This is a genomic window from Candidatus Parakkermansia intestinigallinarum (genome assembly GCF_944389695.1).
GTDB classification, from domain to species: Bacteria; Verrucomicrobiota; Verrucomicrobiia; order Verrucomicrobiales; family Akkermansiaceae; genus Akkermansia; species Akkermansia intestinigallinarum.
The window spans coordinates 79,012-99,750 of the sequence record NZ_CALXNG010000004.1 but is presented as its reverse complement, the minus strand read 5'-3'; the positions used below and the strand labels follow the sequence as shown (position 1 = coordinate 99,750).

Annotated in this window: 19 protein-coding genes; 15 read left to right on the top strand and 4 right to left on the bottom strand. The window is 63.7% G+C overall.

What is annotated here, in order from left to right; all coding sequences use genetic code 11:
• Positions 1 to 63: 63 nt before the first annotated feature.
• The 12 genes from AC6UAL_RS02160 (at position 64) to AC6UAL_RS02105 (ending at position 12,883) form a co-directional block, all read left to right on the top strand.
• Positions 64 to 1,497, top strand: coding sequence for an ATP-binding protein (locus AC6UAL_RS02160; protein WP_500681712.1), 1,434 nt, complete (start codon positions 64 to 66; stop codon positions 1,495 to 1,497).
• On the top strand, positions 1,484 to 1,957 hold the full coding sequence (locus tag AC6UAL_RS02155) for a response regulator (RefSeq protein ID WP_500681711.1): 474 nt from the start codon (positions 1,484 to 1,486) through the stop codon (positions 1,955 to 1,957). The genes AC6UAL_RS02160 and AC6UAL_RS02155 overlap by 14 nt, the downstream gene beginning before the upstream one ends.
• A 16-nt stretch (positions 1,958 to 1,973) precedes the next feature.
• Positions 1,974 to 3,344, top strand: a complete 1,371-nt coding sequence (locus AC6UAL_RS02150; protein ID WP_500681710.1) for a hypothetical protein — start codon at positions 1,974 to 1,976, stop codon at positions 3,342 to 3,344.
• Between the two features lie 157 nt (positions 3,345 to 3,501).
• Complete coding sequence (locus AC6UAL_RS02145; protein WP_500681709.1) at positions 3,502 to 4,761, top strand: peptidase U32 family protein; 1,260 nt, start codon at positions 3,502 to 3,504, stop codon at positions 4,759 to 4,761.
• Positions 4,758 to 5,282, top strand: a complete 525-nt coding sequence (locus tag AC6UAL_RS02140; RefSeq protein WP_500681708.1) for a phosphoribosyltransferase — start codon at positions 4,758 to 4,760, stop codon at positions 5,280 to 5,282. The genes AC6UAL_RS02145 and AC6UAL_RS02140 overlap by 4 nt, the downstream gene beginning before the upstream one ends.
• A 69-nt stretch (positions 5,283 to 5,351) precedes the next feature.
• Positions 5,352 to 6,425: a glycosyltransferase family 2 protein gene (locus tag AC6UAL_RS02135; protein WP_500681707.1), complete on the top strand. Its 1,074-nt coding sequence runs from the start codon at positions 5,352 to 5,354 to the stop codon at positions 6,423 to 6,425.
• 256 nt (positions 6,426 to 6,681) lie between these two features.
• On the top strand, positions 6,682 to 7,818 hold the full coding sequence (locus AC6UAL_RS02130) for a DNA-directed RNA polymerase subunit alpha (RefSeq protein ID WP_500681706.1): 1,137 nt from the start codon (positions 6,682 to 6,684) through the stop codon (positions 7,816 to 7,818).
• 61 nt (positions 7,819 to 7,879) lie between these two features.
• Positions 7,880 to 8,332, top strand: coding sequence for a 50S ribosomal protein L17 (gene rplQ, locus AC6UAL_RS02125; RefSeq protein ID WP_500681705.1), 453 nt, complete (start codon positions 7,880 to 7,882; stop codon positions 8,330 to 8,332).
• 196 nt (positions 8,333 to 8,528) lie between these two features.
• Entirely contained in the window at positions 8,529 to 9,518 is a 990-nt protein-coding gene (locus AC6UAL_RS02120) for a glycosyltransferase family 2 protein (RefSeq protein WP_500681704.1), read from the top strand.
• 129 nt (positions 9,519 to 9,647) lie between these two features.
• Positions 9,648 to 10,175, top strand: coding sequence for a hypothetical protein (locus tag AC6UAL_RS02115; RefSeq protein ID WP_500681703.1), 528 nt, complete (start codon positions 9,648 to 9,650; stop codon positions 10,173 to 10,175).
• 106 nt (positions 10,176 to 10,281) lie between these two features.
• Positions 10,282 to 10,851 carry a DOMON domain-containing protein gene (locus AC6UAL_RS02110; protein WP_500681702.1) on the top strand — a complete coding sequence of 190 codons (570 nt, stop codon included), beginning with the start codon at positions 10,282 to 10,284 and terminating at the stop codon, positions 10,849 to 10,851.
• 166 nt (positions 10,852 to 11,017) lie between these two features.
• A complete protein-coding gene (locus AC6UAL_RS02105; RefSeq protein ID WP_500681723.1) occupies positions 11,018 to 12,883 on the top strand; it encodes a GreA/GreB family elongation factor in 1,866 nt (621 codons plus the stop codon).
• Between the two features lie 269 nt (positions 12,884 to 13,152).
• On the opposite strand, the gene AC6UAL_RS02100 is transcribed toward AC6UAL_RS02105, so the two are convergent.
• The 3 genes from AC6UAL_RS02100 to leuB form a co-directional block, all read right to left on the bottom strand.
• Entirely contained in the window at positions 13,153 to 14,136 is a 984-nt protein-coding gene (locus tag AC6UAL_RS02100) for an aldo/keto reductase (RefSeq protein ID WP_500681701.1), read from the bottom strand.
• A gap of 61 nt (positions 14,137 to 14,197) precedes the next feature.
• On the bottom strand, positions 14,198 to 16,435 hold the full coding sequence (locus AC6UAL_RS02095; RefSeq protein WP_500681700.1) for a sulfatase-like hydrolase/transferase: 2,238 nt from the start codon (positions 16,433 to 16,435) through the stop codon (positions 14,198 to 14,200).
• Positions 16,436 to 16,605: 170 nt separating this feature from the next.
• On the bottom strand, positions 16,606 to 17,700 hold the full coding sequence (gene leuB / locus AC6UAL_RS02090) for a 3-isopropylmalate dehydrogenase (RefSeq protein WP_500681699.1): 1,095 nt from the start codon (positions 17,698 to 17,700) through the stop codon (positions 16,606 to 16,608).
• Between the two features lie 284 nt (positions 17,701 to 17,984).
• Here leuB and AC6UAL_RS02085 point away from each other — a divergent pair, with 284 nt between their 5' ends.
• Both AC6UAL_RS02085 and AC6UAL_RS02080 read left to right on the top strand, forming a co-directional pair.
• Positions 17,985 to 18,242, top strand: coding sequence for a hypothetical protein (locus tag AC6UAL_RS02085; RefSeq protein ID WP_500681698.1), 258 nt, complete (start codon positions 17,985 to 17,987; stop codon positions 18,240 to 18,242).
• 304 nt (positions 18,243 to 18,546) lie between these two features.
• The gene (locus tag AC6UAL_RS02080; protein ID WP_500681697.1) at positions 18,547 to 18,864 is read left to right on the top strand and encodes a hypothetical protein; all 318 of its coding nucleotides are present in this window, start codon (positions 18,547 to 18,549) and stop codon (positions 18,862 to 18,864) included.
• A gap of 148 nt (positions 18,865 to 19,012) precedes the next feature.
• Here the strand turns inward: AC6UAL_RS02080 and AC6UAL_RS02075 are convergent, their stop codons facing one another.
• Complete coding sequence (locus AC6UAL_RS02075; RefSeq protein WP_500681696.1) at positions 19,013 to 19,933, bottom strand: N-acetylmuramoyl-L-alanine amidase; 921 nt, start codon at positions 19,931 to 19,933, stop codon at positions 19,013 to 19,015.
• Positions 19,934 to 20,090: 157 nt separating this feature from the next.
• Between AC6UAL_RS02075 and AC6UAL_RS02070 the strand changes: the two genes are divergently transcribed.
• On the top strand, positions 20,091 to 20,711 hold the full coding sequence (locus AC6UAL_RS02070) for a class I SAM-dependent methyltransferase (protein WP_500681695.1): 621 nt from the start codon (positions 20,091 to 20,093) through the stop codon (positions 20,709 to 20,711).
• Positions 20,712 to 20,739 lie beyond the last annotated feature (28 nt).

The window sequence follows — 20,739 nt, the reverse complement described above, 5'->3', positions numbered from 1 at the left end:
CGCCCTCCCCCCTTCCCCCTTTCCCAACGCCGGCCCCTCGGCTACACCGCCTTCTCCGCCGCCATGCACCCCCTTCCCCAATCAAACAGCGAAGCGCTCGAGCGCCTGAACCGGGTCTACTTCAACGACCCCGGCAACTGCATCGAGTGCAAAGCCGGCGAGACCATCCTCGAACAGGGTGAAGAGTGCTACAGGCTCTATCTGATTCTCGAAGGCTCCGTCGTCGCCATGCGCCACGACGATCGCATGGAGGGCTGCGAGCTGCCCGGCGAAGGCAGCGTGCGCAAGCACGAAGTCTTCCGCGCCGGAGTCGGCAGCTACATCGGCGTGCAGAGCTTCTTCTCGGGCGTCTTCCACATCTCCAACGACATCATCGCTCTGGAGGACTGCCGCCTCGCCTACATCGACAACACGCAGCAAGCCGTCGACGAAGAGCAGTACGGCTCCTTCGAGCACCAGTTCATCCCGGTGCTCATCCACGAGCTCGCCGAGCGCAACCGACGCATCTTCGACCGCGCCGCCGAAAAGCAGGAAGCCGTGCGCCTCATCCAGCGGCAGGAAATGGCCGCCACGCTCGGCCAACTCTCCGCCGGCATCGCCCACGAGCTCAACAACGCCGTCGGCGTCATCACCCGGCGCACGGACTTTGTCGCCGAAAACCTCAGCAACTGGCTCGAAGAAGAGAGCAAGCTCAACTCGCGCCTCTTCCGCTACGGCTACGAAGACGGCGACTACGTCGACCCGGCCACCATCCGCGCCCGCTCGCGCAAATACGAGCGCGAGCTGAACCTGCCGCAGGTCGCGGCCAAAGTCCTCGCGCACATCGTCCCCGACACCCGAGCCCTCGTCAAGCTCGGCCCCGAGTTCGTCGCGCACGTCCGCAACAACTACCGCTTCTGGGAGCTGGGGCACGACCTGCGCGACATGCAAATGGCCTCGCGCCACGCGACGGGCATCGTGCGGGCCGTCAAACTGCTGGGCGGCGGCAACTCGACCCGCCAACCCGGCGTCGACGTCGTGCAGTCGGTGCGCGACGCCATGAACCTGCTGACCAACAAGCTCAAACACGTCAACATCGAGACGGATCTGCAGGAACTCCCGCCGCTGACGGCCGACATCACCGAGCTGGTGCAAATCTGGACCAACATCCTCAACAACGCCTGCGACGCCATGAGCCAGGGGCAAACCCCGAACCCGACCATCCGCGTCGCCACCGGCCGCCTGCACGCCGACGGCCTCAAGCTGCTGCCCGAGGACTACGTCTGCGTCTCCATCTCCAACAATGGCCCCGCCATCCCCGAGGAGATTCGCGAAAAAATCTTCCAGCCGAGTTTCACGACCAAGAAACTCGGGCTGGACTTCGGCCTCGGCCTGGGCCTCTCCATCGTGCGGCGCCTGGTCGACAGCTACAACGGCACCATCGAGGTGCAAAGCAACGATACACTCACCACATTCACCATTTCAATCCCCACCACCCAAGTCCATGGAAACGATTAACATTATTTGCATTGATGACCAGCAGGAAGTGCTGGATTCCGTCATGAGGGACCTCCGCCCCCTCGGCGATCTCGTGCGCCTCGAAGAAGCATCGAGCGCGGCCGAATGCATGGAGCTCATCGAGCACATCGACGAAAACGGCGACTACGTTGCCGTCATCATCTCGGATCAAGTCATGCCCGGCGAACAGGGCACCGACCTGCTGCGCAAAATCACCTCCGACGGCCGCTTCAGCAAGACGCGCAAGATTCTGCTGACGGGTCAAGCCACCCACGCCGACACCATCAACGCCATCAACGAAGGCGGCATCGACAACTACGTCGAGAAGCCCTGGCAGCCCGAGCACCTGCTGCAAACCGTCAAGCGCCTGCTCACCCTCTTCATCCTCGAGACCGGCATCGACTACAAGCCCTACATGAGCATCCTCGACAACGCCACGCTCTTCGCCAAGCTTCGCTAACACAATATCCGAGACCATGAAACACATCGCTCAGGGAATCGCAGCGACGGCCCTCCTGCTCTCCGGAGTCAGCGCCGCTAAAGACAGTGTCGCCTTCTACCAACCCCGGCAGGCCGATACCGACATCTCCGTCACAACTGCTCCCGCCGGCAGCTTCGACGAATTCGCCGACAGCACCGTCGACGCCATCAAAGACGCCCTGCGCCTCTACAAGGCTGAGGACAAATCCTCCTTAGTGCAGGAAGTCAAGCTCAGCTGGATGGAGCAGTACCAGATTGCCGTCGTGCAACCCAACGGCAGCAACAGCCACCACCTCAAGCCCGGCGCAAGCCCCGTCAACCAAGAGTTCCGCCGCTCCTGGGTCGGGCTCAACATCAAACTCAACACCGGCACGCTGTTCCACACCTGGGCGCGCATCGGCGGCCTTCCCATGCGCGAGACCTATGCCGGCGGCCGCACCCGCAAAAACTACAGCTACGCCGACTTCTTCGACCTCTACATCCAGCAGGAGATCCCCGGCGTCGAGGGCCTCAGCGTGAAAGTGGGCAAACTCAAGCCCCTCTTCACGATGGACTACACCGAGGCGAGCTCGAAAATCAAATGCGTGGAGCGCTCGCTCATCGGCCAGTTCAACGGCCTTGACTCCAACTGGGGCATCGACGTCACCTACGCCCCGCGCAAGGACCTCAGCTTCTACGTCCAGCTGCTGGCCAACGACCGCGCCAGCGGCGTCAAGAGCATGACGCACAGCGACGTCTATCGCGACGGCCGCGGCCTGAAGGGCGAGTTCGGCTGGGAGGACAAGTTCTTCGCCATCGTCGGTGCGCGCTACCGCTTCATCGAGACGGCAGACAGTTCTCACGAGCTCGTCTTCCAGTACATGCACGACTTCGACAACAGCTACGACGGCCACAGCGAACAGGGCGCCAACTACTACGGCCCCGGCGTGCAGGACAGCATCTCGGTGGGCTACCTCTACAACCGCGATCGCTTCACCTTCATGGCCAACGCCGTTGCCTTCTACGACGTCGTTGACGCCGAAGGCGGCAGCAACTGCTACGGCCTGCAGATCCAACCCTCGTATCTCGTCACGCCGCACGTCGAACTCGTCTTCCGCTACACGGCGCTCAGCAGCCTTGAGTACCACGGGAAGGGCGGCACCGTCGTACCGCTGTCGGCCGATCGCTACATCTGCACGCAGACCACGGCTCCGCTGCGCTGCGAGCACGCCAACGCCTTCTACATCGGCGCCAACTTCTTCTTCAGCGCGAAAAACCCGGATGCCCTCAAACTCATGATCGGCGCCGAGTACATCACCGCGCGCACCGAGGGCACAGACGTCTACAACGGCTGGGAGTTCACCTCGGCCTTCCGCTGGAGCTTCTGATCAACAGACCCTCCTGCTCCGACTTCCCCCCTCCCCCGGCAGCCCATGCTGCCGGGGGATTTTTTTCTCCGCAGCGGGCCAAGAGCGCAGCCATGAGCCCGGCGGCAGTCGCAGAGCAAGCTTGACGCCGCCGCGCAAAAAAGTTACCATAACGTCCATGCAGCCCCTCGAAATCATGGCTCCGGCCGGATCGTACGAATCGCTCGCCGCCGCCCTGCGCGCCGGTGCCGACAGCGTCTACTTCGGCGTCGGCAACTACAACATGAGGGCTCGCAGCACCGTCAACTTTCAGGTCGGCGACCTGCCGAAAGTCGCACGCCTCTGCCACGCCTGCGGCGCCAAAGCCTACCTCACCTGCAACATCATCGTCTACGATGAAGAACTCGAGGGCATGCAAGAGCTGCTGGAGCGCGCGAAAGAAGCCGGCATCGACGCCGTCATCGCCGCCGATCCGGCCGTCATCAGCTGCGCGCGCCGCCTCGGTTTGGAAGTGCACATCTCCGTACAGGCCAACGTCTGCAACCTCGAAGCCGTGCGACACTACGCCGCAATGGCCGACGTCATGGTGCTGGCGCGAGAACTCAAACTCAGCCAGATCAAACACATCATCGACGGCATCGAGCGCGAAAACATCTGCGGCCCGAGCGGGCAGCGCGTCCGCATCGAAATCTTCGCCCACGGCGCCCTCTGCATCGGCATCTCGGGCAAATGCGGCATGAGCCTCGCCGCCTACAACCGCAGCGCCAACCGCGGGCAATGCTACCAGCTCTGCCGCCGCAAATACCGCGTCATCGACACCGAGACCGGCTTTGAGATGGACATTGATAACCAATACATCATGTCCCCCAAAGACATCTGCACCATCCGCGTCATCGACCAGCTCGTCGACGCCGGCATCTCCATCTTCAAACTCGAAGGGCGCGGCCGCAGCGAAGCCTACGTCTCCACCGTCACGCGCGTCTACAAAGAAGCCGTCAACGCCTGCAGGGCCGGGCAGTGGAGCCCCGAGCGCGTCGCCGCGTGGGAAGCCGCGCTGCAACAAGTCTTCAACCGCCAATTCTGGCACGGCGGCTACTATCTCGGCGAAGAGTGGAGCACCTGGAGCGGCTGCTCCAACAGCTTGGCCCTCGAACAACGCTGCCACCTCGGCCGCGTCATGCGCTGGTACGCCACCCCGCAAGTCGCCGAAATACGCCTCGAAGCCGATGCCCTCTCCGCCGGAGACAAAATTGAAATCACCGGCCCCACCACCGGCATCGTCCGCCTCATCGTTCCGGAAGTGCGAGCGGACGACGAAAACGGCATCACCCGCACCGTCGGCACCGTGCCGAAAGGCGCGCACGCCCTCGTCCGCGTCGAGACCAAAGTGCGCCACGGCGACAAAGTCTACCTCGTCACCCGCCGCAAACTCACATGAGCAACACCCCCCTCAGCTTCCGCCAACTCTACACCCCCGAACGCATCAAAGCCGCCGTCGAACTGACGGCCGACCGCATCGTCGCGCGCATGGGCGACGAGCACCCCATCATCGCTCTGGCCCTGCTCAACGGCGCGCTCTGGTTTGCCGCCGACCTGCTGCGCCTGCTGCCTCCCAACTACCTGCTGGAAACCGCGCGCGTCTCCAGCTACGGCAACCAGCTTGAAAGCAGCGGAGAAGTGCGCTGGCTCACCCCGCCGCCGGACTGCCGAGGCAAGCGCGTGCTGGTACTCGACGACGTTCTGGACAGCGGGCACACGCTCCACCACGTCTGCGAAACCCTGCGCCGCCGCGGCGCCCACGAAGTCCTCACCGCCGTCGCCGTCGAAAAAGACATCCCCCGCGAACACTGCGAACACGCCGACTTCGCCGCCCTGCACTGCGGCGAGCGCTACCTCGTCGGCTACGGCATGGACGCGCGCGGCAAATACCGCAACCTGCCCGACATCTGCGAGCTCTAAGCTCAGAGATATACCCCGGCCGCCACTTCCGCAGCAGACAGAATACCCCTCCCCGAGCCCTCCGTCGCCATGCCAGATCCCTCCGTCCCTCAACTCAGCGTCATCGTCCCCGTCTACAACGTCGAGCCATGGCTGCGCCGCTGCCTGGACAGCATCTGCAAGCAGACGCTGCGCGACATCGAAATCATCTGCGTCAACGACGGCTCGACCGATCACTCCGCCGACATCCTCGAAGAATACGCCGCGCGCGACCCGCGCATCCGCGTCATTCACCAAGCCAACGGAGGACTCTCCGCCGCGAGAAATGCGGGGCTGGATCTTTGCCGAGCCGAACTGATCACCACGGTGGATTCGGACGACTACATCGACCCCGAGACCTACGCCGAGCTTCTTCCCCGCATGACGGAGCAAACGGATCTCATCTGCTTCGGCGTTCAGGTCGAGGCCAACGATCTCGACTGGGGTAATACAATGCAGCGCTATTTTACCCTGCCCGACGAACAAACCCTCGCAGCGACCCCTCAACTTGTGGCCAAGCTCAATGATACGGCTTGGAATAAAATCTACCGCCGCGAACTCATCGAGCGCTTTCAGCTTCGCTACCCGCACGGCATCTGGTATGAAGACTTCAGTTTCACGCGCATGTATTCAAGCATCTGCAGAAACATCCGCCTGACGCCCAAACGCTACTATCACTACGTTCTGCGCGAAAGCTCCATCATGGGGCAGAGCCTCAAGCACAAAACGCCCAAAGTCATCGACCGCTTGACCAGCATGGGCGTTGTGCTCGACTTTTACGAACGCCACGGTCTCACGGAGCGCTTCCGTCCGGTCATTTCTCATTGGCTCCACCAACTTCCGATAATGATGCAGAGGCTGCCGAAAGACCTCATCAGGGACGGCAAAGGGAAAACGGTTGACTTTCTCCGCCGCCACAAGCTCGATCAACTCTTCGCCGAGCATGATACCGTACTGAGAATCATGAATCCTCTGTGGTATCATCTGCGATGCCTGTTTTACCGCGACAAAGAAACCAGCACGCAGTTCCGCTTCATGGGAATACCGATCTTCTCACTTGTCAAGCGCAGCAAGCGCCGCCGCTACCGCCTGCTGGGCCTCTCCTTCGGACCTCGCGTCTCGTGACGCAGCCTCGGCGATGAGGCAGGCCGGGCTCTCTGCAGCGCACTCGGCGTGTGCGAGCATCATGCAGCCCGCACATCCCCCGATTTCAGGCGATTCCGGAACAAAATCATGCAATTGCGGCACAAAAGGCTTGCATCGGCGTCAAAAATCTCGTATCCTCGCCCCGCGCGAGTTTACCAAAATCGGTCGTAGGTCCTTCATTTCCGCGGAAGCAGAGCTCGCATGAGGGGAAACCCGACCGCGCCATCACCATCATATGTCTGATAACACCAACGAAGAGCAGAAGGTCATTCAGCTGGCCTATTTCGAGATTCCCGACACCCTCCGCCGCATCGAGGATCCGGAGGATCCCAACCACGTGACTTTCATCGCCGAGCCGATCGAGACGGGCTTCGGCCACACGCTGGGCAACTCCCTGCGTCGTGTTCTGCTCAGCTCGCTCGAGGGCGCTGCCATCACGAGCGTTCGCATCGCCGGTGCCCAGCACGAGTTCACCTCGCTGCCCGGCGTCGTCGAGGATGTGACGGAGATCATCCTCAACCTCAAGAAGGTCAAGTTCAAGCACTACGGCAAGGAGCCCCGCACGCTCTCGCTGCGCGTCACCAAGCAGGGTGTCGTGACAGCCGGCGATATTCAGGAGGATCACATGTACTCCGTGGTGAACAAGGATCAGGTGATCTGCCACCTCGACCAGAGCACCATCTTTGACTGCGATTTCGAGGTCAACGTGGGTCGCGGCTTCCACACGGCCGATGACAACAATGACAAGGATCGCCCGATCGGCGTCATTCCGATCGACTCTATTTTCTCGCCGGTGACGCGTGTGAAGTACGCGGTCGACAATGCCCGCGTGGGTCAGATGACGGAGTTCGACAAGCTCGTGCTCGATATCTGGACGGACGGTCGCGTGAGCCCCGACGACGCCATGCTTCAGGCCGCCAGCATCATGCGCCACTACCTCGACGTCTTCGTGAAGGTGGACGGCACGCGCGTTGATATTCCGCACGGCCCGCGTTCGGATACCGATGCGAACACGGCTCAGCTCCGCAAGCTGCTCAATATGAGCGTCAACGAGATCGAGCTGTCGGTGCGTGCCGCCAACTGCCTCAACAACGCCAACATCACGACGGTCGGCCAGCTGGCGATGAAGACGGAGAGCGAGATGCTCAAGTACCGCAACTTCGGCAAGAAGTCGCTCAACGAGATCAAGGACAAGCTCGTGCAGTACGGCCTGACGCTGGGCATGCAGTTCGATCCGAAGCTGCTGGCGGCTCCGGCTGCGTCGCCCTCGACGCGCCTGCGCGACATCAACGACGAGGCTCGCGCTACCGATCTTCAGGCGCTCATCACACACAATATCGACGCCTACGGCGACGACGACGAGCTCGAGTAAAATCCCCCGGGCTCACCTCCCCCCTATTTTTCATTAAACCACATAATCCCATACTGATACAATGAGACACGGAGTTAAAAAGGCCAAGCTTCAGCGCACGGCCTCTCATCGCAAATCCCTGCTTGCCAACCAGGCCTGCAGCCTGATCAGCAACGGTCGCATCACCACCACCCTCGCCAAGGCCAAGGCCCTGCGTCCCTACGTCGAGAAGCTCATCACGCTCGGCAAGAACGGCAGCCTGCACGCTCGCCGTCAGGCTCTCGCCACGCTGCCCCAGCCCAAGGTGGTCGCCAAGCTCTTCAGCGTCGTGGCTGAAGCGGTGAAGGATCGTCAGGGCGGCTACACCCGCATCGTGAAGCTCGGCCAGCGCAAGACGGACAGCGCGCCGATGGCTCTCATCGAGATCATCGACCTGCCCCAGCTCTCGGCTCCCGTGGTGCCCGCTACCACGACCGGCACGGGTTCCACCGCCGAGGAGGCTCCCGCTGCTCCCGCCGCCGGCGAGAACGCCTGATCGCACGGGCTCAAGCAATTCTCATCGACCGCCGCTCTGCCTCAGCAGGGCGGCGGTTTTTTGTCCCGTGTTTTCGCCTGCGCCTCGCGGCGGGGCAAGGCGCGGGCACGCGGCTCTCGAGCTCTCTGCCGCAACACCTTTCTCATCATTTTGCTTGACTCAGGCGGCTCCGATTGCCTACAATGCACGGAGTCATATGGACTCTCTCTCTTCCCCTCAGCTCAGCGTCATTATGCCGGTCTGGAACTGCGTCGACCGCCTCGAAACGAGTGTCGGCAGTGTGCTGGCCGAAAAGGATCTGAATCTGGAGCTCATCTGCATTGATGACGGCTCGACCGACGGCTCGGGCGAGAAGCTCGCGGCACTGGCTGCTGCCGACCCGCGCCTGCGCATCATCAGCCGCGAGAACGGCGGCCAGGCTGCGGCGCGCAACAGCGGCTTGGCTGAGCTGCGCGGCGATTTCGTGACCTTTGTCGATGCCGATGATCGCATTGAGCCCGGCTACCTGAGGGAGCTGTTGCAGGCCATTGAGGCGCACGGCGCCGATCTTGTCGTGACGCGGCTGACGCGCAGCTTGCCGGGCTGCGAGCCGGTGAGGAAGCCCCTCGTCGCCGACGAGCGCTGCGCGGAGGTTGATGCCGCGACGCTGCTGAACCTCACGCCCAACACCTGCGGGCGCCTCTACCGCCGCGAGGTTCTCGAGCGCGCCGAGGCGCGCTTCCCGATGGGCGTCAGCTACGGCGAGGACAGTTGTTTCAATTTGATTGCGGATGCTCACTGCCGCCGCGTCGTCCTTCACCCGTCCACGGGCTACATTTACGAAGACAACGACAAGTCCGTCAGCAAGCTTCGCATCGCCGAGAAGGTCACGGGAATGGTCGAGGCGCTCGCCGCCCTCGCGGCCAGCTACCGGTCGCACGGCATGAGCCCGATGATGCGCGAATTGCTTGTCGGTTTTGCGTCTCATTCTCTCAAGCGCATTCGCTCGATGGCGCGCCACGCCACACAGCGCGACTGCGCCCGCCGAGCGGCGGAGATTCTGCGTGCAGCCGGCGTGAGCGATCGCGATCTGGGCTGCCTCAAGCCCAAGGAGCGCAAGCGCATGCGCAGCATTATGGCCGGCGGCAGCGGCCTCGGCTTCGGCTATTACTGGCGGCGTTTCCACCACCTGCTGCGCGGCAAGTGAGGCGGCGCGCGGGCTGTGCGGGCACGGAGGGCGCGGGCGGGCAACGCGGGCGTCTCGGGCGCGGGCGGGCGGCCGCAACGGTTAGCGAGTTAGCTTGCGGCGCGGCGCGCGCCGAGGCAGAATAGAGCGATGCAGTGGCTCATTTCACTCGGTCTGCTCACCGCCGTTTTAGGCTGGCTTCTCACCGTGCTGCACCGCCTTGAACATCTGCATGGCGAGCTGTCGCAGAGCTGGTCTGACTGGGTTCGGCGCACGCGCCGGCGCAACGCGGCGCTGCGAAACTTCGTGCAGGCTCTCCGGCAAGCGCTGCCGGAAGGCGTCCCGGCGGGCAGAGAGCTCGAGCAGCTTGCCGATGCCTCGGATCGACGCCTCGAAGGCAGCGGCGATGACGCGCAGGGCCTTGAGCTCCGGCAAAGCGAGAGGCAGCTGGAGCAAACGCTCAACGACACCATCAACGCCTTTCGCAACAACCCGCAGCTGAGCGCCCGCGATGAGCTCGTCGAACACTGCGCCGAGCTCTGCCTCGCCATGAGCGGGCAGGCGCGGTGCACCCGCAGCTACAACGCCTGCGCCGCAGCCTACAACGACGCCCTGACTACCCCGTCCGCGCGCCTTGCCGCCCCCCTGCTCGGTTACCGCGCCGTGCAGCTCATCTGAGCGCGAGCCTCGGCGCAGGAGCAGCGGCCCGCAGGATCCGCGCCGCATCCGCACAGCGCGAGAATTGGGCTTGCAGATCGGCATCCGGGCTGATATGCTGCAGAGCATGACAAGCATCATTCAAGACCCCTCCCGGACAAGCCCGCAGCTCATCGAAAAGGACTGGTACGGCGCCCCCGTCGCCCCGCCGCTCGCCTACAGCTTTGCCCTCAGCCGCGATGAATTGATTTTCAAAGCCTCGCGTCAAGCCCCCGCCCGGATTCACCCGGACGCACAGCCCGGTCGCTTTCAGCCGGAACTCTGGCGCTACGACACCGCCGAGTTCTTCATCGCCGCCGCCGAGGGCGGCCGCTACCTCGAGTTCAACCTCTGCCCCAACGGCGCTTGGTGGGCCTGCGCCTTCGACGCCGCGCGGCAGGCGGCGGCAGAGCCGCCTCCCTCCGGCGTCAGCGCCGCCGGGCAATGCAGCGCGGAAGGCTGGAGCTGCGAGGCGCACCTCCCCCTCAGCGAACTCAAGCGCCTCGGCATCGACCCGTGCCGCTGCCGCCTCGTCGCAACCGCCATCCTCAACACCCCCGAGCAGATCTTCCTGACGACGGCCGACTCAAGCGACGGCGAGCCCGACTTCCACCGCCCGGACACTTGGCCGACCGCCGACGTCAACACAAGCTTTTAGGCTCCCAAAAAAAGAAAAAAAGGGCTATTCGGGGGTTGACCTTGACGCATCCTGTGATAATATGATTTCACGTATGCATGCCGATCTAGAAAAATTTGTGAAGACAGGCAAAATTCCGGTTGACTTCGCCACGAGGTTGGACAAGTTTTCTCCCGGAAAATATGTGATGCATCCCGACCGAGGCGTGGGCAAAGTGATTGCTTGGTCTCTGCCGCAGCAGAAAGTCAAGATTGACTTCGAGAAGCAGAAGGGTTACGTGATGGGGCTCAAGTTGGCGTTCAACCAGCTCACGCCGATTCCCGAGTCGCACTTCCTGATCGCATGCTACGATAACGCCGAGGAGTGCCGCAAGCGTGCGGAGAGCAAGGAGCAGATGCTCGACTTCATCCGCGAGGTGCTGACGCACAATTTCTCGCTGCGCGAGGGCATCGATGAGGTGCTGCCGATGCAGCCGGAGGATCTGGAGAAGTTTTTGATCGACCGCGTGATTCCGGCGGCGAACTGGAAGTCTTGGTGGGAGAAGGCTCGCGCGGCGATGCGCGACGATCCCTGTTTCCGCATGCCGACGCGCCGCGGCGAGCCCATCGTGCTGCGCGAGGCGGCTTCCGCGGCCGAGGCTCTGCTCGATGACTACGACAGCCAGTCCGGGCGCTCGCTGGAGGCCTGCGTGCGCATTCTGGATCAGGCGCACCTCGATGATGTGCTCAACGGTCAGTTTGAGATCACCGCGAAGCTGATCGGCGAGATGGAGAATGACATCACGCACTCGCACAATGAGCCGCAGCACGTGCTGGAGCTCATCATCATCCGCGATCAGATCATCGAGAGCGTCGCCGGCAAGGACGAGGCCAAGAAGGCTCAGCTCGCGCAGGCTCTCAAGGCCGAGGGCGTCGGCGAGCTCACCACGCTCGCTCAGCGCCTCAGCGGCATTACCTCCGAGGAGATTGTCGGCTATATCGGCGAGCTCTCGACGGCGCGCCAGAATCTGGTCTACGAGGCTCTGCCCGAGGCTCTGCCCGACAGCTGGCTGGCCTACACGACCAATATCTTCCTCTTCGGCGGCCCGAAGGTGACGCAGCCGGCGGCCAAGTTCATCATCGGCAAGGGCGCCAAGGAGCAGTTGTTCTCGGATATCATCAACGGTATTCAGCGCCAGAGCCTGAGCCCCGACGTGCTGATTTGGCTCTGCAAGGAGCGCGACGGCGATGCGGCCGAGGTGGTCAACAAGACGAAGATGGCTCTCGGTGCGGCGATCATCAGCGCGATTGAGCGCGACAGCTCCGAGGGCGGTCCCAACCGCGCTCTGCGCCTTCGCAACCTGCTGGTGGAGGACAAGGAGCTCGCGCCCGACCTCGTGCGCGGTATCTCCGAGCTGGATGCTCGCCCCTTCGCGAAGGCGCTCTACGATTCGTCGGTGCTGCCGGATCTCGATCGCAATCTGCTGCTGGCCAACATGATGAAGGTTCATCCCTCGCTGCAGCAGGTGGTGCTCACCCGCACGACGCACAAGGAGAAGCAGACGCTCTACGTCTCGCTGCGCTCGTATGCGGCCCGCAAGGCGGAGTACGAGGATATCGTCAACGTTCGCATTCCCAAAAACAAACACGATCTTGAGATCACCCGCGCCGAGGGCGACCTGCGCGAGAACGGCGGTTATCAGGATGCCAAGGCGACGCGCCAGGTGCTCATGCGCCGCTCCGAGGAGCTCTCGCGCCTGCTGGCTCAGGCGACGCCGACCGACTTCCGCGACGTCAGCTGCGAGGAGACGGGCATGGGTACGCAGGTGACCTTTGTCTCTGACAAGGGGCTGGAGGTGACCTACACGATTCTCGGCGCTTGGGATTCGGTGCCCGAGCAGCGCGTGATTTCGTACAGTTCGAAGCTGGGCGGCAAGCTCATCGGCCACAAGGTGGGCGATACGCTCCGCATTCCGATTGAAATCGGCGGCGAGCAGGTGAAGATGACGGTCAAGAGCATCGTTCCGGCTCCCAAGGAGCTCATCTACCCCGACGGCGAGATTCCGGCTAACTGATGCTTTTGCCCGCAGCGGCCGCGCGGCCTCGGCTTCCGAGGCTCGGCCGACTCCGCAAGTGATTTTTCAGGCGCAGCTGCCCCCGCAGCTGCGCCTTTTAGGTTTTCTCGGCTCTCCCCTCGCGCCTGTCCCGCGCGAGCTGCCTGCCCTCCTCGCGGCCTTTGCGCTGCGCTACAACGACAAGGCCCGCCGCTCCGAATCCGGGAGCGGCGGGCCTTGCTTGCGACCGCGAGACAAACGCTCGAGGCCCTTGAAAAGCGGGAGAGCCCTCAGGCAGCGCCGCTCGCCTCATCCAAAGCGCGCAGGAGATCGTCGGGCAGCGGTGCTTGACCGGCTGCCGCCGCGCATTGCTCCAACTGGCTGACGCGGCGTGCGCCGATGATGACGCTGGTGATGCCGGGCTGCGCGAGCAACCAGCGAATCGCCAGCTGGGGCAGCGGAATACCGGCCTCATCGGCCACGCGCGCCAAGCGCTCCGTGCGCTCAGCCGTCTCGGCCACCCGAGCTGCATTGAGGAAGGGTGAATCCGCGCGCACGGCCCGCGAATCCGCCGGCAGCACCCCGCCTCGGTATTTGCCCGAGAGCACCCCCTGAGCCAGCGGAGAAAAGACAACGCTGCCCACCTGCCGCCGACGCGTGGCCGGCAGCATGCCGGCCTCACAGCTGCGATCGAGCAAATTGTAGCGATACTGGTGCATCAGGCAGGGCACCTTCTCCTCCGCCAACAGCTCACAGGCGCGCTCAAAAAGCGCCGGCGGATACTTCGAGAGGCCGACGTAGAGAGCCTTGCCGCTGCGCACCGCCTGCACCAGTGCACCGACCGTCTCCTCAATCGGCGTCTCCGGATCGGGGCGGTGCGAGTAAAAGACATCGACGTAATCGAGGCGCATGCGGCGAAGACTTTGGTCGAGCCCGGCCAGCAAATGCTTGCGCGAGCCCCAGTCGCCGTACGGGCCGGGCCACATCGCGTGCCCCGCCTTCGTCGAAACGAACATCTCGTCGCGGTGCGCGGCAAAATCGCTCGCCAGCAGCTCGCCGAAGCGAGCCTCGGCCGCCCCGGGAGGCGGCCCGTAGTTGTCGCCGAGATCAAAGTGGCAGACACCCAGCTCGAGCGCCCGAGCCAGCATATCCCGGCAGGCGGATCGATCATCCGCCGCGCCGAAATTATGCCAAAGCCCCAGCGACAGCTCCGGCAGCAACACACCGCTGCGCCCGCAGCGGCGGTAGCTCATCCCCGGGCTCATCTCCTGCATCGCCTCCTCCTCTCTGCTCCTGAACCGAGCCTTGACGTTCGTTGACCGCGCGTCAGCCCGCTCACTTCGCCGTGCGGAAAGCATCGGCGGGCACGGCGACCGGCGCCTGCTGACCGCGGAACCACTCAAGCTTCATCTTGCCCGGAGCCGACGGCCCCTGCACCACCACAATCGTCACCTCGTGCAGACCCGCCTTGAGCGGCACACCCTTCACGCCCGTGCGCCCGGCCACCGCCTCATCAGCGTTGGCTGCGGCCGACTCCGTCGCCTTCGTACCGGGCTCGTAGTTGGCATCCGCATCGATGAGCTGGAAGTTGTGCATCTTCACATAAGCCTTGCTGCCCGGCACCTTGTCGAGCTGCAGCGTGAAGTGCCAGTGGTCGCCGTCGGCGGGCACATCGATGTAGCCGCGGAACTCCGTAATCGAGCCCGCGGGCAGCTCGACGGCCGAGGGATTCGCCACCAACTCCGCCTTGGCCGCAGCCGCCTGCGGCAGCGTATCAAACTCGGGCACCCAGGGGCACTCAGCCTGCACGCGGCGCATCGTCAGACCCGGCTGAAGCTCGGGCAGATCACTGTTGGCCGGCACCTTGATACCGTCGTAGCAGCGCGTGCCGCTGCAGGGATTTCGGCGCTTGCCCGCCTGAGCATCGCGCACGTAATCGTAGGCGCGGCGGTTGTAGAGCGCCGCCGTGCGAAGCTTCTCCTGCATGTCCGCATACTCATCGGCCAGATTCTTCGACTCATGCGGATCAGCCTCCACATCGTAAATCTCAAAATCCTCCTCACCCGTCTTCACATTGGTGCGCAGCGCCTTGAGGAAGCGGCCCTTCGCGTCGCGGAACACAATGACCTGCTGCTCGCCGCGGGTGCGGTTGCGCTTGTTGGCCGCATAGTCATCGTAAAAATCCATCTTGGCATTGATATTGTACTCGCTGTACACCACGCCGTCCTTCTGCTCAGCGTCGCGCCCCTTGAGCATCGGCAGCAGAGAAACACCGTCGCAGCGCATCGGCTTGGGCACACCCGCCAGATCGGCGAAGGTCGCCATCCAGTCGTGAAACTGGCTCGGCCGCTTGCTCACCTTGCCCGCCTTCACAATACCCGGAGCCCAGACCAAGCAGGGCACGCGCAGACCGCCCTCCCAAACATCGCGCTTGATGCCGTCAAAGTGGCCATAGCTGCGGAAGAAAGCCGGATTCTGCGCCGGAGCCGGATGCCCCGCAACGGGAGACACCGCACCGGGCTCATTGTGAGGCCCGTTGTCGCTGGTGAAGACAATGAAAGTATGATCGTTAATCTTGAGATCGCGGCAAAGCTGCATCAGATCACCCAAAGCATCATCGATGCGCGTCACCATCGTCGCGTGGCGCGAAGCCGACTGAACAATGTTCGGGTTATTCGGGAAGCGCCCCTTGGCGTAGGGCGCGAGGCGCTCCGGCTTGTAGGCCGGCTCGATGTAGCTGTCCCAGTTCCCCTTAGCCGTGTTAATCATCCGGCCGGGTTTGCCCAGCCACTGCACACCGCCCTTGAGGCCGCCGCCCTTCGGGTAGGGGCAGCAGGGCACCGCCAGACGCGCGTGCGGCGCAATCAGCGTCAGCGCCAGGAAGAAGGGGCGATCGGGGTTCGCCTTCTGCTGGTCAACAATCCACTTCTTGGCGCGCGCGGTGAAAAGATCCGTGCTGTAGCAATTATCCAGCGAATCCGTGATGCAGGTCTCACCGTCCCAGACGGCATTGCAGTTCATATCCGGATCCACATTGCTCTCCTCCTTCGGGTAGTGGCGATGCCCCGCAATGTGATTGTGGTAGCCGAAGAAATAATCAAAGCCGCGCTTCGTCGGCCAAGCCGCCGCCGTCGTCGGCGTACCGCCGCCCTCCTTGCCGCCGCCGATACCCCACTTGCCGATCAGCGCCGTATCATACCCGGCAGCCTTCAGCACGCTGGCCAGCGTGTGCGAATCCTCCAGCGCCGCGTCAAAACTGTTGTTGCGCACCACCTCCGTATGCCCTTGGTGCGTGCCCGAGAAAAGCGAAGCGCGCGCGGGAGCACAGACCGGAGCCGCCGTGTAGTGGCGGCGCAGCTGAACGCCGCCGCGCGCCATCTTCTCCATGTTCGGCGTCTCAATCTCCGGCGCCTTCTTCTTGCCCTTGTCCGGCTTGACCGAAGACGCATTCACACTTGTGTCGCCCCAGCCCATGTCGTCCACCAGCACCAAAATAATATTGGGCTTCTGATCAGCCATGACCACGCCGCCCGCCACAAGGCCGAGCATCGTCGCGTAGAGAGAAATCTTCATACCGACCCCATACTAGCAGATCGGCCCCCTCAAGCTCAAGCTTTTTCTCCGCACGCCGCCGTCCGTTCAGCTCCGAATCGGCTTATCCTCAGACATTTCCCCGCAGAAAAAAGACCCGCAGGCCACAGCCTGCGGGTCGAAAGCCTCAGCGCTCAGCGCGAGCCCCCCCCTCAGAGAGCCGCCACAATCGCCTCACCCATGCCGCGCGTCCCCACGCGCTGCTCGCCGGGCGCCCCCGTCGCGAGATCGCCCGTGCGGTAGCCCGCGGCAATCACGCGGCGCACGGCCGCCTCCAGCGCATCGGCCGCCGCCGTCTCGCGGCAGGTATAGCGCAGCAGCATCCCCATCGAGAGAATCTGCGCAATGGGGTTAGCGATTCCCTGCCCCGCAATATCCGGAGCCGAACCGCCGGAAGGCTCGTAGAGCCCGAAGAAACTCTCACTGTTCTGCGCGAGCGACGCGCTGGGCAGCATGCCGAGCGAGCCGCAAATCATGGCCATCTCATCGGTGAGAATATCGCCGAAGGTATTCTCCGTCACGATCACATCAAACTGCTGCGGGTTGCGCACCAGCTGCATCGCCGCATTGTCCACGTACATGTGGCTGAGCGCCACATCGGGATACTCCTGCGCCACCGCATTCATCACCTCGCGCCACATCACCGAGGAGGTCAGCACATTCGCCTTATCCACACTGCACAACTTGCCCCGGCGGCCGCGAGCCGCCTCAAAAGCCACGCGAGCAATGCGCTCCACCTCGCTCTTCTTGTAGACAAGCGTATCGAGCGCCACCGTCTCACCGTCTCGCTCACCGTAAAACTTCGGCTCGCCGAAATACATACCGCCCGTCAACTCGCGCACGCAGAGAATATCAAACCCGCCGGGAATCAAGCTGTTCTTGATCGGAGACGCATCCACCAACTCCGGCAGGCAGATACCCGGACGCAGATTCGCATACAGACCGAAATGCTTGCGCAGCGGCAGCAGAGCCCCGCGCTCCGGGCGCTCATCCGGCGGCAGCACATCCCACTTCGGGCCGCCGACCGAACCGAACAGAATCGCATCAGCCGCCTCGCAGGCCGCGAGCGTCTCGGCCGGCAGCGCCTTGCCGCAGTGATCAATCGCGGCGCCGCCCACGTAACAGGCGCGTCGCTCCGTCGCAAAACCGAAACGCGACTCCAGCACGTCGAGCACGCGCAGCGCCTCGTCCATCACCTCCGGGCCGATACCGTCGCCCGCCAGCACAGCAATCTTGTACGTCTTCATAAAATCAATACTCGGGGCACCGTCGCACCCGACTGCATCATACCTGCGGCAGCAATGAGTGTCAAGCCCGCCGACAGAAGCACCCGCGAAAAGAAAGAGAAGACACCCCGCCTCCGCGCCCTCCTGAAAAAAACTCCGCGCGGCGGAATCCTCTTGACGCCCCCGCCGCAACAGCCTATACTAACAACACTGCATGCTCCCCTTATTCCCATGCGGAACAGAGACTCCCTCGGGGGAACGAATACTCCCTCAGCGTGCAAACAACACCGACAAAACAACACACCATGAAAAACAAACTCATCATGCTCTGCCTCGCCGCCGGTTGCGCCCTCGGTCTCAGCTCCTGCGGAGAACCCACGTTCAGCGACGACCCGAAGAACAATGAGGAAATCCTCAACGGCATCACCGATGAAAACAAAAAGTCGCAGTTGAAAGCCGCCATCTTTAAGTTGGCTCTCACGACGGGAAGCGAAGAGAAGCTTCTGGAGGCTATCAAAGGCAAGACCGTCGACGAAGTCATCGAATACGCGAATTCCCTCTAAAACACCCGCATCTCTTTGAAACAAACAGGGGGAGGAGTCCGGCCGGACTCCTCCCCTTTGTCGTCTTGGGGGGCATCGGCACCCGCCTCCGCGCAGCTAAGCGGCGAAAACGCAACATCCAAGCCGCCCCCGCGCGGCGAAAAAGCCCGCTGCGGCCGCCCTCTCAGGCGATTCAGCCACAATGCCGAACAAAGCTTGACCACCCCCGCGGCGCCCCCTATACTGAAGCCGTCCCGAAGCCCGGGGAGCAGCGCACAGCGGCTCGCCGGGCGGCGCCGGACACCTGATTACAAACAGCAAACACATGAAACACACGCTCATCACCATCGCCGCCGCCCTTGCCTGCACCCTCAACCTCACCGGCTGCGGCGACTCTGCCGACAAGACCGAAGCCGCCGCCGCAAGTGCCTCCGCCATCGACAAGAACGACCCCGACACCTTCGCCAAGGTCGAAGCCGCTCTCCCCGTCGACAAGCGCACTGCCTTCAATGAAGCTTGGACGAAGCTGCGCTGCAAGCTCGAGAGCGAGGGCGCTGACACCGTCACCGCCATCCGCCGCAGTGCCGAGCTGCTCGACGGCAAGTCGGGCGATGAGGTCATCAGCTACGCCGCTCAGCTCTGAGGCCGCCCGCGCCGCAAAATCGCGCACGGCACCCGCGGCAGCGCGGCAACGCGGCAACGCGGCAACGCCGCGCGCTCCGTCGCCAAACGGCAACGGCATGCGGCAAAGCGCCGCGACCGCCGCGACGCCACCCGCGCCCCGGCGCCTCTCAGTGAACGAGGCGCTTGGCGCCGGGCACGTTCAACCGGCGCGACTCAGCCGCATAGCCGAAAGAGCCCTCATCGGGCTTGTTCTCATCGGCACGGACATGCGGGCGGGCATTGCCGCCCGCGCTCATAAAGTTCACGATACCCTTGCCGACTGCTCGCGCATAGCGGCGGGCATTCGCATCGTTCACAAGGAAGGCGGCGTGCCCGCGGTTGTTGAGGTAGGCCACCTCGATCACAGCAGCCGGGATACCCGAATCATCCAGTGCATTCATCCAAGCCGCCGAGCGATCGGCATCGACGTAGCGAGCCTGAACGCGGCACTTGCGGCCGCCGTTGGGCATCCCGTGGTCGAGAATCTCTCTGTCCATCACCGAGGCAAGCGCCTGAGCGAGCCCGCGGCCGTTGTAGCGGTTGCAGATGATGAGACTGGGCGAAGCACCCGTCACCCAGCCCGACGACGAGCTGTTGTGGTGCAGGAAAACCACGCAGGCCGCGCGGCGATAAATCGCGTAGTCCGCGCTCACTATACCCGAGCCCACGCGATCAGGATGATAATGCGAAGGGCGGCGCTGCCCGCCGCGATCGGGACGCCGCAGGTGCACCACCCCGGCCCGGCGTGCCTCGCTCGCCAACGGCTCAGAGGTCGGCGCAAAACCTCGGTTCGTCACCACGCAGCGGTAGCCCGCTCGCTCGACCTCCCGCTTCACATCATAGCAATAGCGGTACCAAAACGCCGTCTCCGAAAACCGCTTGCCGTCGATGGCCGACGGCATCACAGCCCCCTCGGCACCGACGTAATGCCCGATATCCAGAATAACCAAATCGCCCGCCAAGCTGCCTCGCCCGGCCGCAGCCTGTATACTGCAACCCACCAGAAACAGCAACAAAGCAGCCACCATCGCCCATGCTCCATGCTTCATGCCGCGACTATAGCGAAGCCGCGGCTCCCTGTCAAGCGCGGAGAAGCAGCCGCCGAGCGGCAAATTGCACCTGCGGGCGCATTCGCGCCTTGACCCCGCGCCGCAGCCATTCTACAATCTTGCCTGCGGCGGCGCCACTCGCTGCCCCACACGGCCTATGGAAACCGACCCCTTTCTGCTCAACGCAGCCAAACCCGTCGGCAGCGACGGTGAAGCCATCCTCCTACGCATGAACAACAGCCACGCCGGGCTCGCCGCCTGGGGCTTCTCGCACCTCCGCCCCGCGCCCGACGCCTGCACCCTCGACGTCGGCTGCGGCGGCGGAGCCAACCTCGCCGCCCTGCTCGAGCTCTGCCCGCAGGGAAGCGCCGTCGGCATCGACTACTCCGACGTCAGCGTCGAGCTCTCGCGCCGCACCAACGCCGCCGCCGTCGCCGCGGGGCGCTGCCGCGTCCTTCAGGCCGACGTCTGCTCCCTGCCCTTTGCCGACGCCGCCTTCGACCAAGCCAGCGCCTTTGAAACCCTCTACTTCTGGCCCGACCCCGTCGCCGGACTGCGCGAAATTCGGCGCGTCCTGCGCCCGGGCAGCCCGCTGCTCATCTGCCATGAGGCAGACGGCAGCCGCCCCGGCGATGAACTCTGGCCGGAGAAAATACCCGGCATGCGCGTCTACAACGGCGAGCAACTCACCGAGCTCCTCCGCGCCGCCGGCTACCGAGACATCCGCATCGACCACGGCCCGCAGCGCGGGTGGATCTGCGCCCTCGCCCTCGCCTGAGCCTCGCGCCTCAGCCCGGCGCCGCCCC

Bases quoted from the DNA above. Each gene is read 5' to 3' on its own strand.
- AC6UAL_RS02110 (WP_500681702.1), top strand. From the start codon at position 10,282: ATGACAAGCATCATTCAAGACCCCTCCCGGACAAGCCCGCAGCTCATC.
- leuB (WP_500681699.1), bottom strand. From the start codon at position 17,700: ATGAAGACGTACAAGATTGCTGTGCTGGCGGGCGACGGTATCGGCCCG.
- rplQ (WP_500681705.1), top strand. From the start codon at position 7,880: ATGAGACACGGAGTTAAAAAGGCCAAGCTTCAGCGCACGGCCTCTCAT.
- AC6UAL_RS02075 (WP_500681696.1), bottom strand. From the start codon at position 19,933: ATGAAGCATGGAGCATGGGCGATGGTGGCTGCTTTGTTGCTGTTTCTG.
- AC6UAL_RS02155 (WP_500681711.1), top strand. From the start codon at position 1,484: ATGGAAACGATTAACATTATTTGCATTGATGACCAGCAGGAAGTGCTG.
- AC6UAL_RS02100 (WP_500681701.1), bottom strand. From the start codon at position 14,136: ATGCAGGAGATGAGCCCGGGGATGAGCTACCGCCGCTGCGGGCGCAGC.
- AC6UAL_RS02160 (WP_500681712.1), top strand. From the start codon at position 64: ATGCACCCCCTTCCCCAATCAAACAGCGAAGCGCTCGAGCGCCTGAAC.
- AC6UAL_RS02115 (WP_500681703.1), top strand. From the start codon at position 9,648: ATGCAGTGGCTCATTTCACTCGGTCTGCTCACCGCCGTTTTAGGCTGG.
- AC6UAL_RS02070 (WP_500681695.1), top strand. From the start codon at position 20,091: ATGGAAACCGACCCCTTTCTGCTCAACGCAGCCAAACCCGTCGGCAGC.
- AC6UAL_RS02135 (WP_500681707.1), top strand. From the start codon at position 5,352: ATGCCAGATCCCTCCGTCCCTCAACTCAGCGTCATCGTCCCCGTCTAC.
- AC6UAL_RS02150 (WP_500681710.1), top strand. From the start codon at position 1,974: ATGAAACACATCGCTCAGGGAATCGCAGCGACGGCCCTCCTGCTCTCC.
- AC6UAL_RS02130 (WP_500681706.1), top strand. From the start codon at position 6,682: ATGTCTGATAACACCAACGAAGAGCAGAAGGTCATTCAGCTGGCCTAT.
- AC6UAL_RS02080 (WP_500681697.1), top strand. From the start codon at position 18,547: ATGAAACACACGCTCATCACCATCGCCGCCGCCCTTGCCTGCACCCTC.
- AC6UAL_RS02085 (WP_500681698.1), top strand. From the start codon at position 17,985: ATGAAAAACAAACTCATCATGCTCTGCCTCGCCGCCGGTTGCGCCCTC.
- AC6UAL_RS02095 (WP_500681700.1), bottom strand. From the start codon at position 16,435: ATGAAGATTTCTCTCTACGCGACGATGCTCGGCCTTGTGGCGGGCGGC.
- AC6UAL_RS02145 (WP_500681709.1), top strand. From the start codon at position 3,502: ATGCAGCCCCTCGAAATCATGGCTCCGGCCGGATCGTACGAATCGCTC.
- AC6UAL_RS02105 (WP_500681723.1), top strand. From the start codon at position 11,018: ATGCATCCCGACCGAGGCGTGGGCAAAGTGATTGCTTGGTCTCTGCCG.
- AC6UAL_RS02120 (WP_500681704.1), top strand. From the start codon at position 8,529: ATGGACTCTCTCTCTTCCCCTCAGCTCAGCGTCATTATGCCGGTCTGG.
- AC6UAL_RS02140 (WP_500681708.1), top strand. From the start codon at position 4,758: ATGAGCAACACCCCCCTCAGCTTCCGCCAACTCTACACCCCCGAACGC.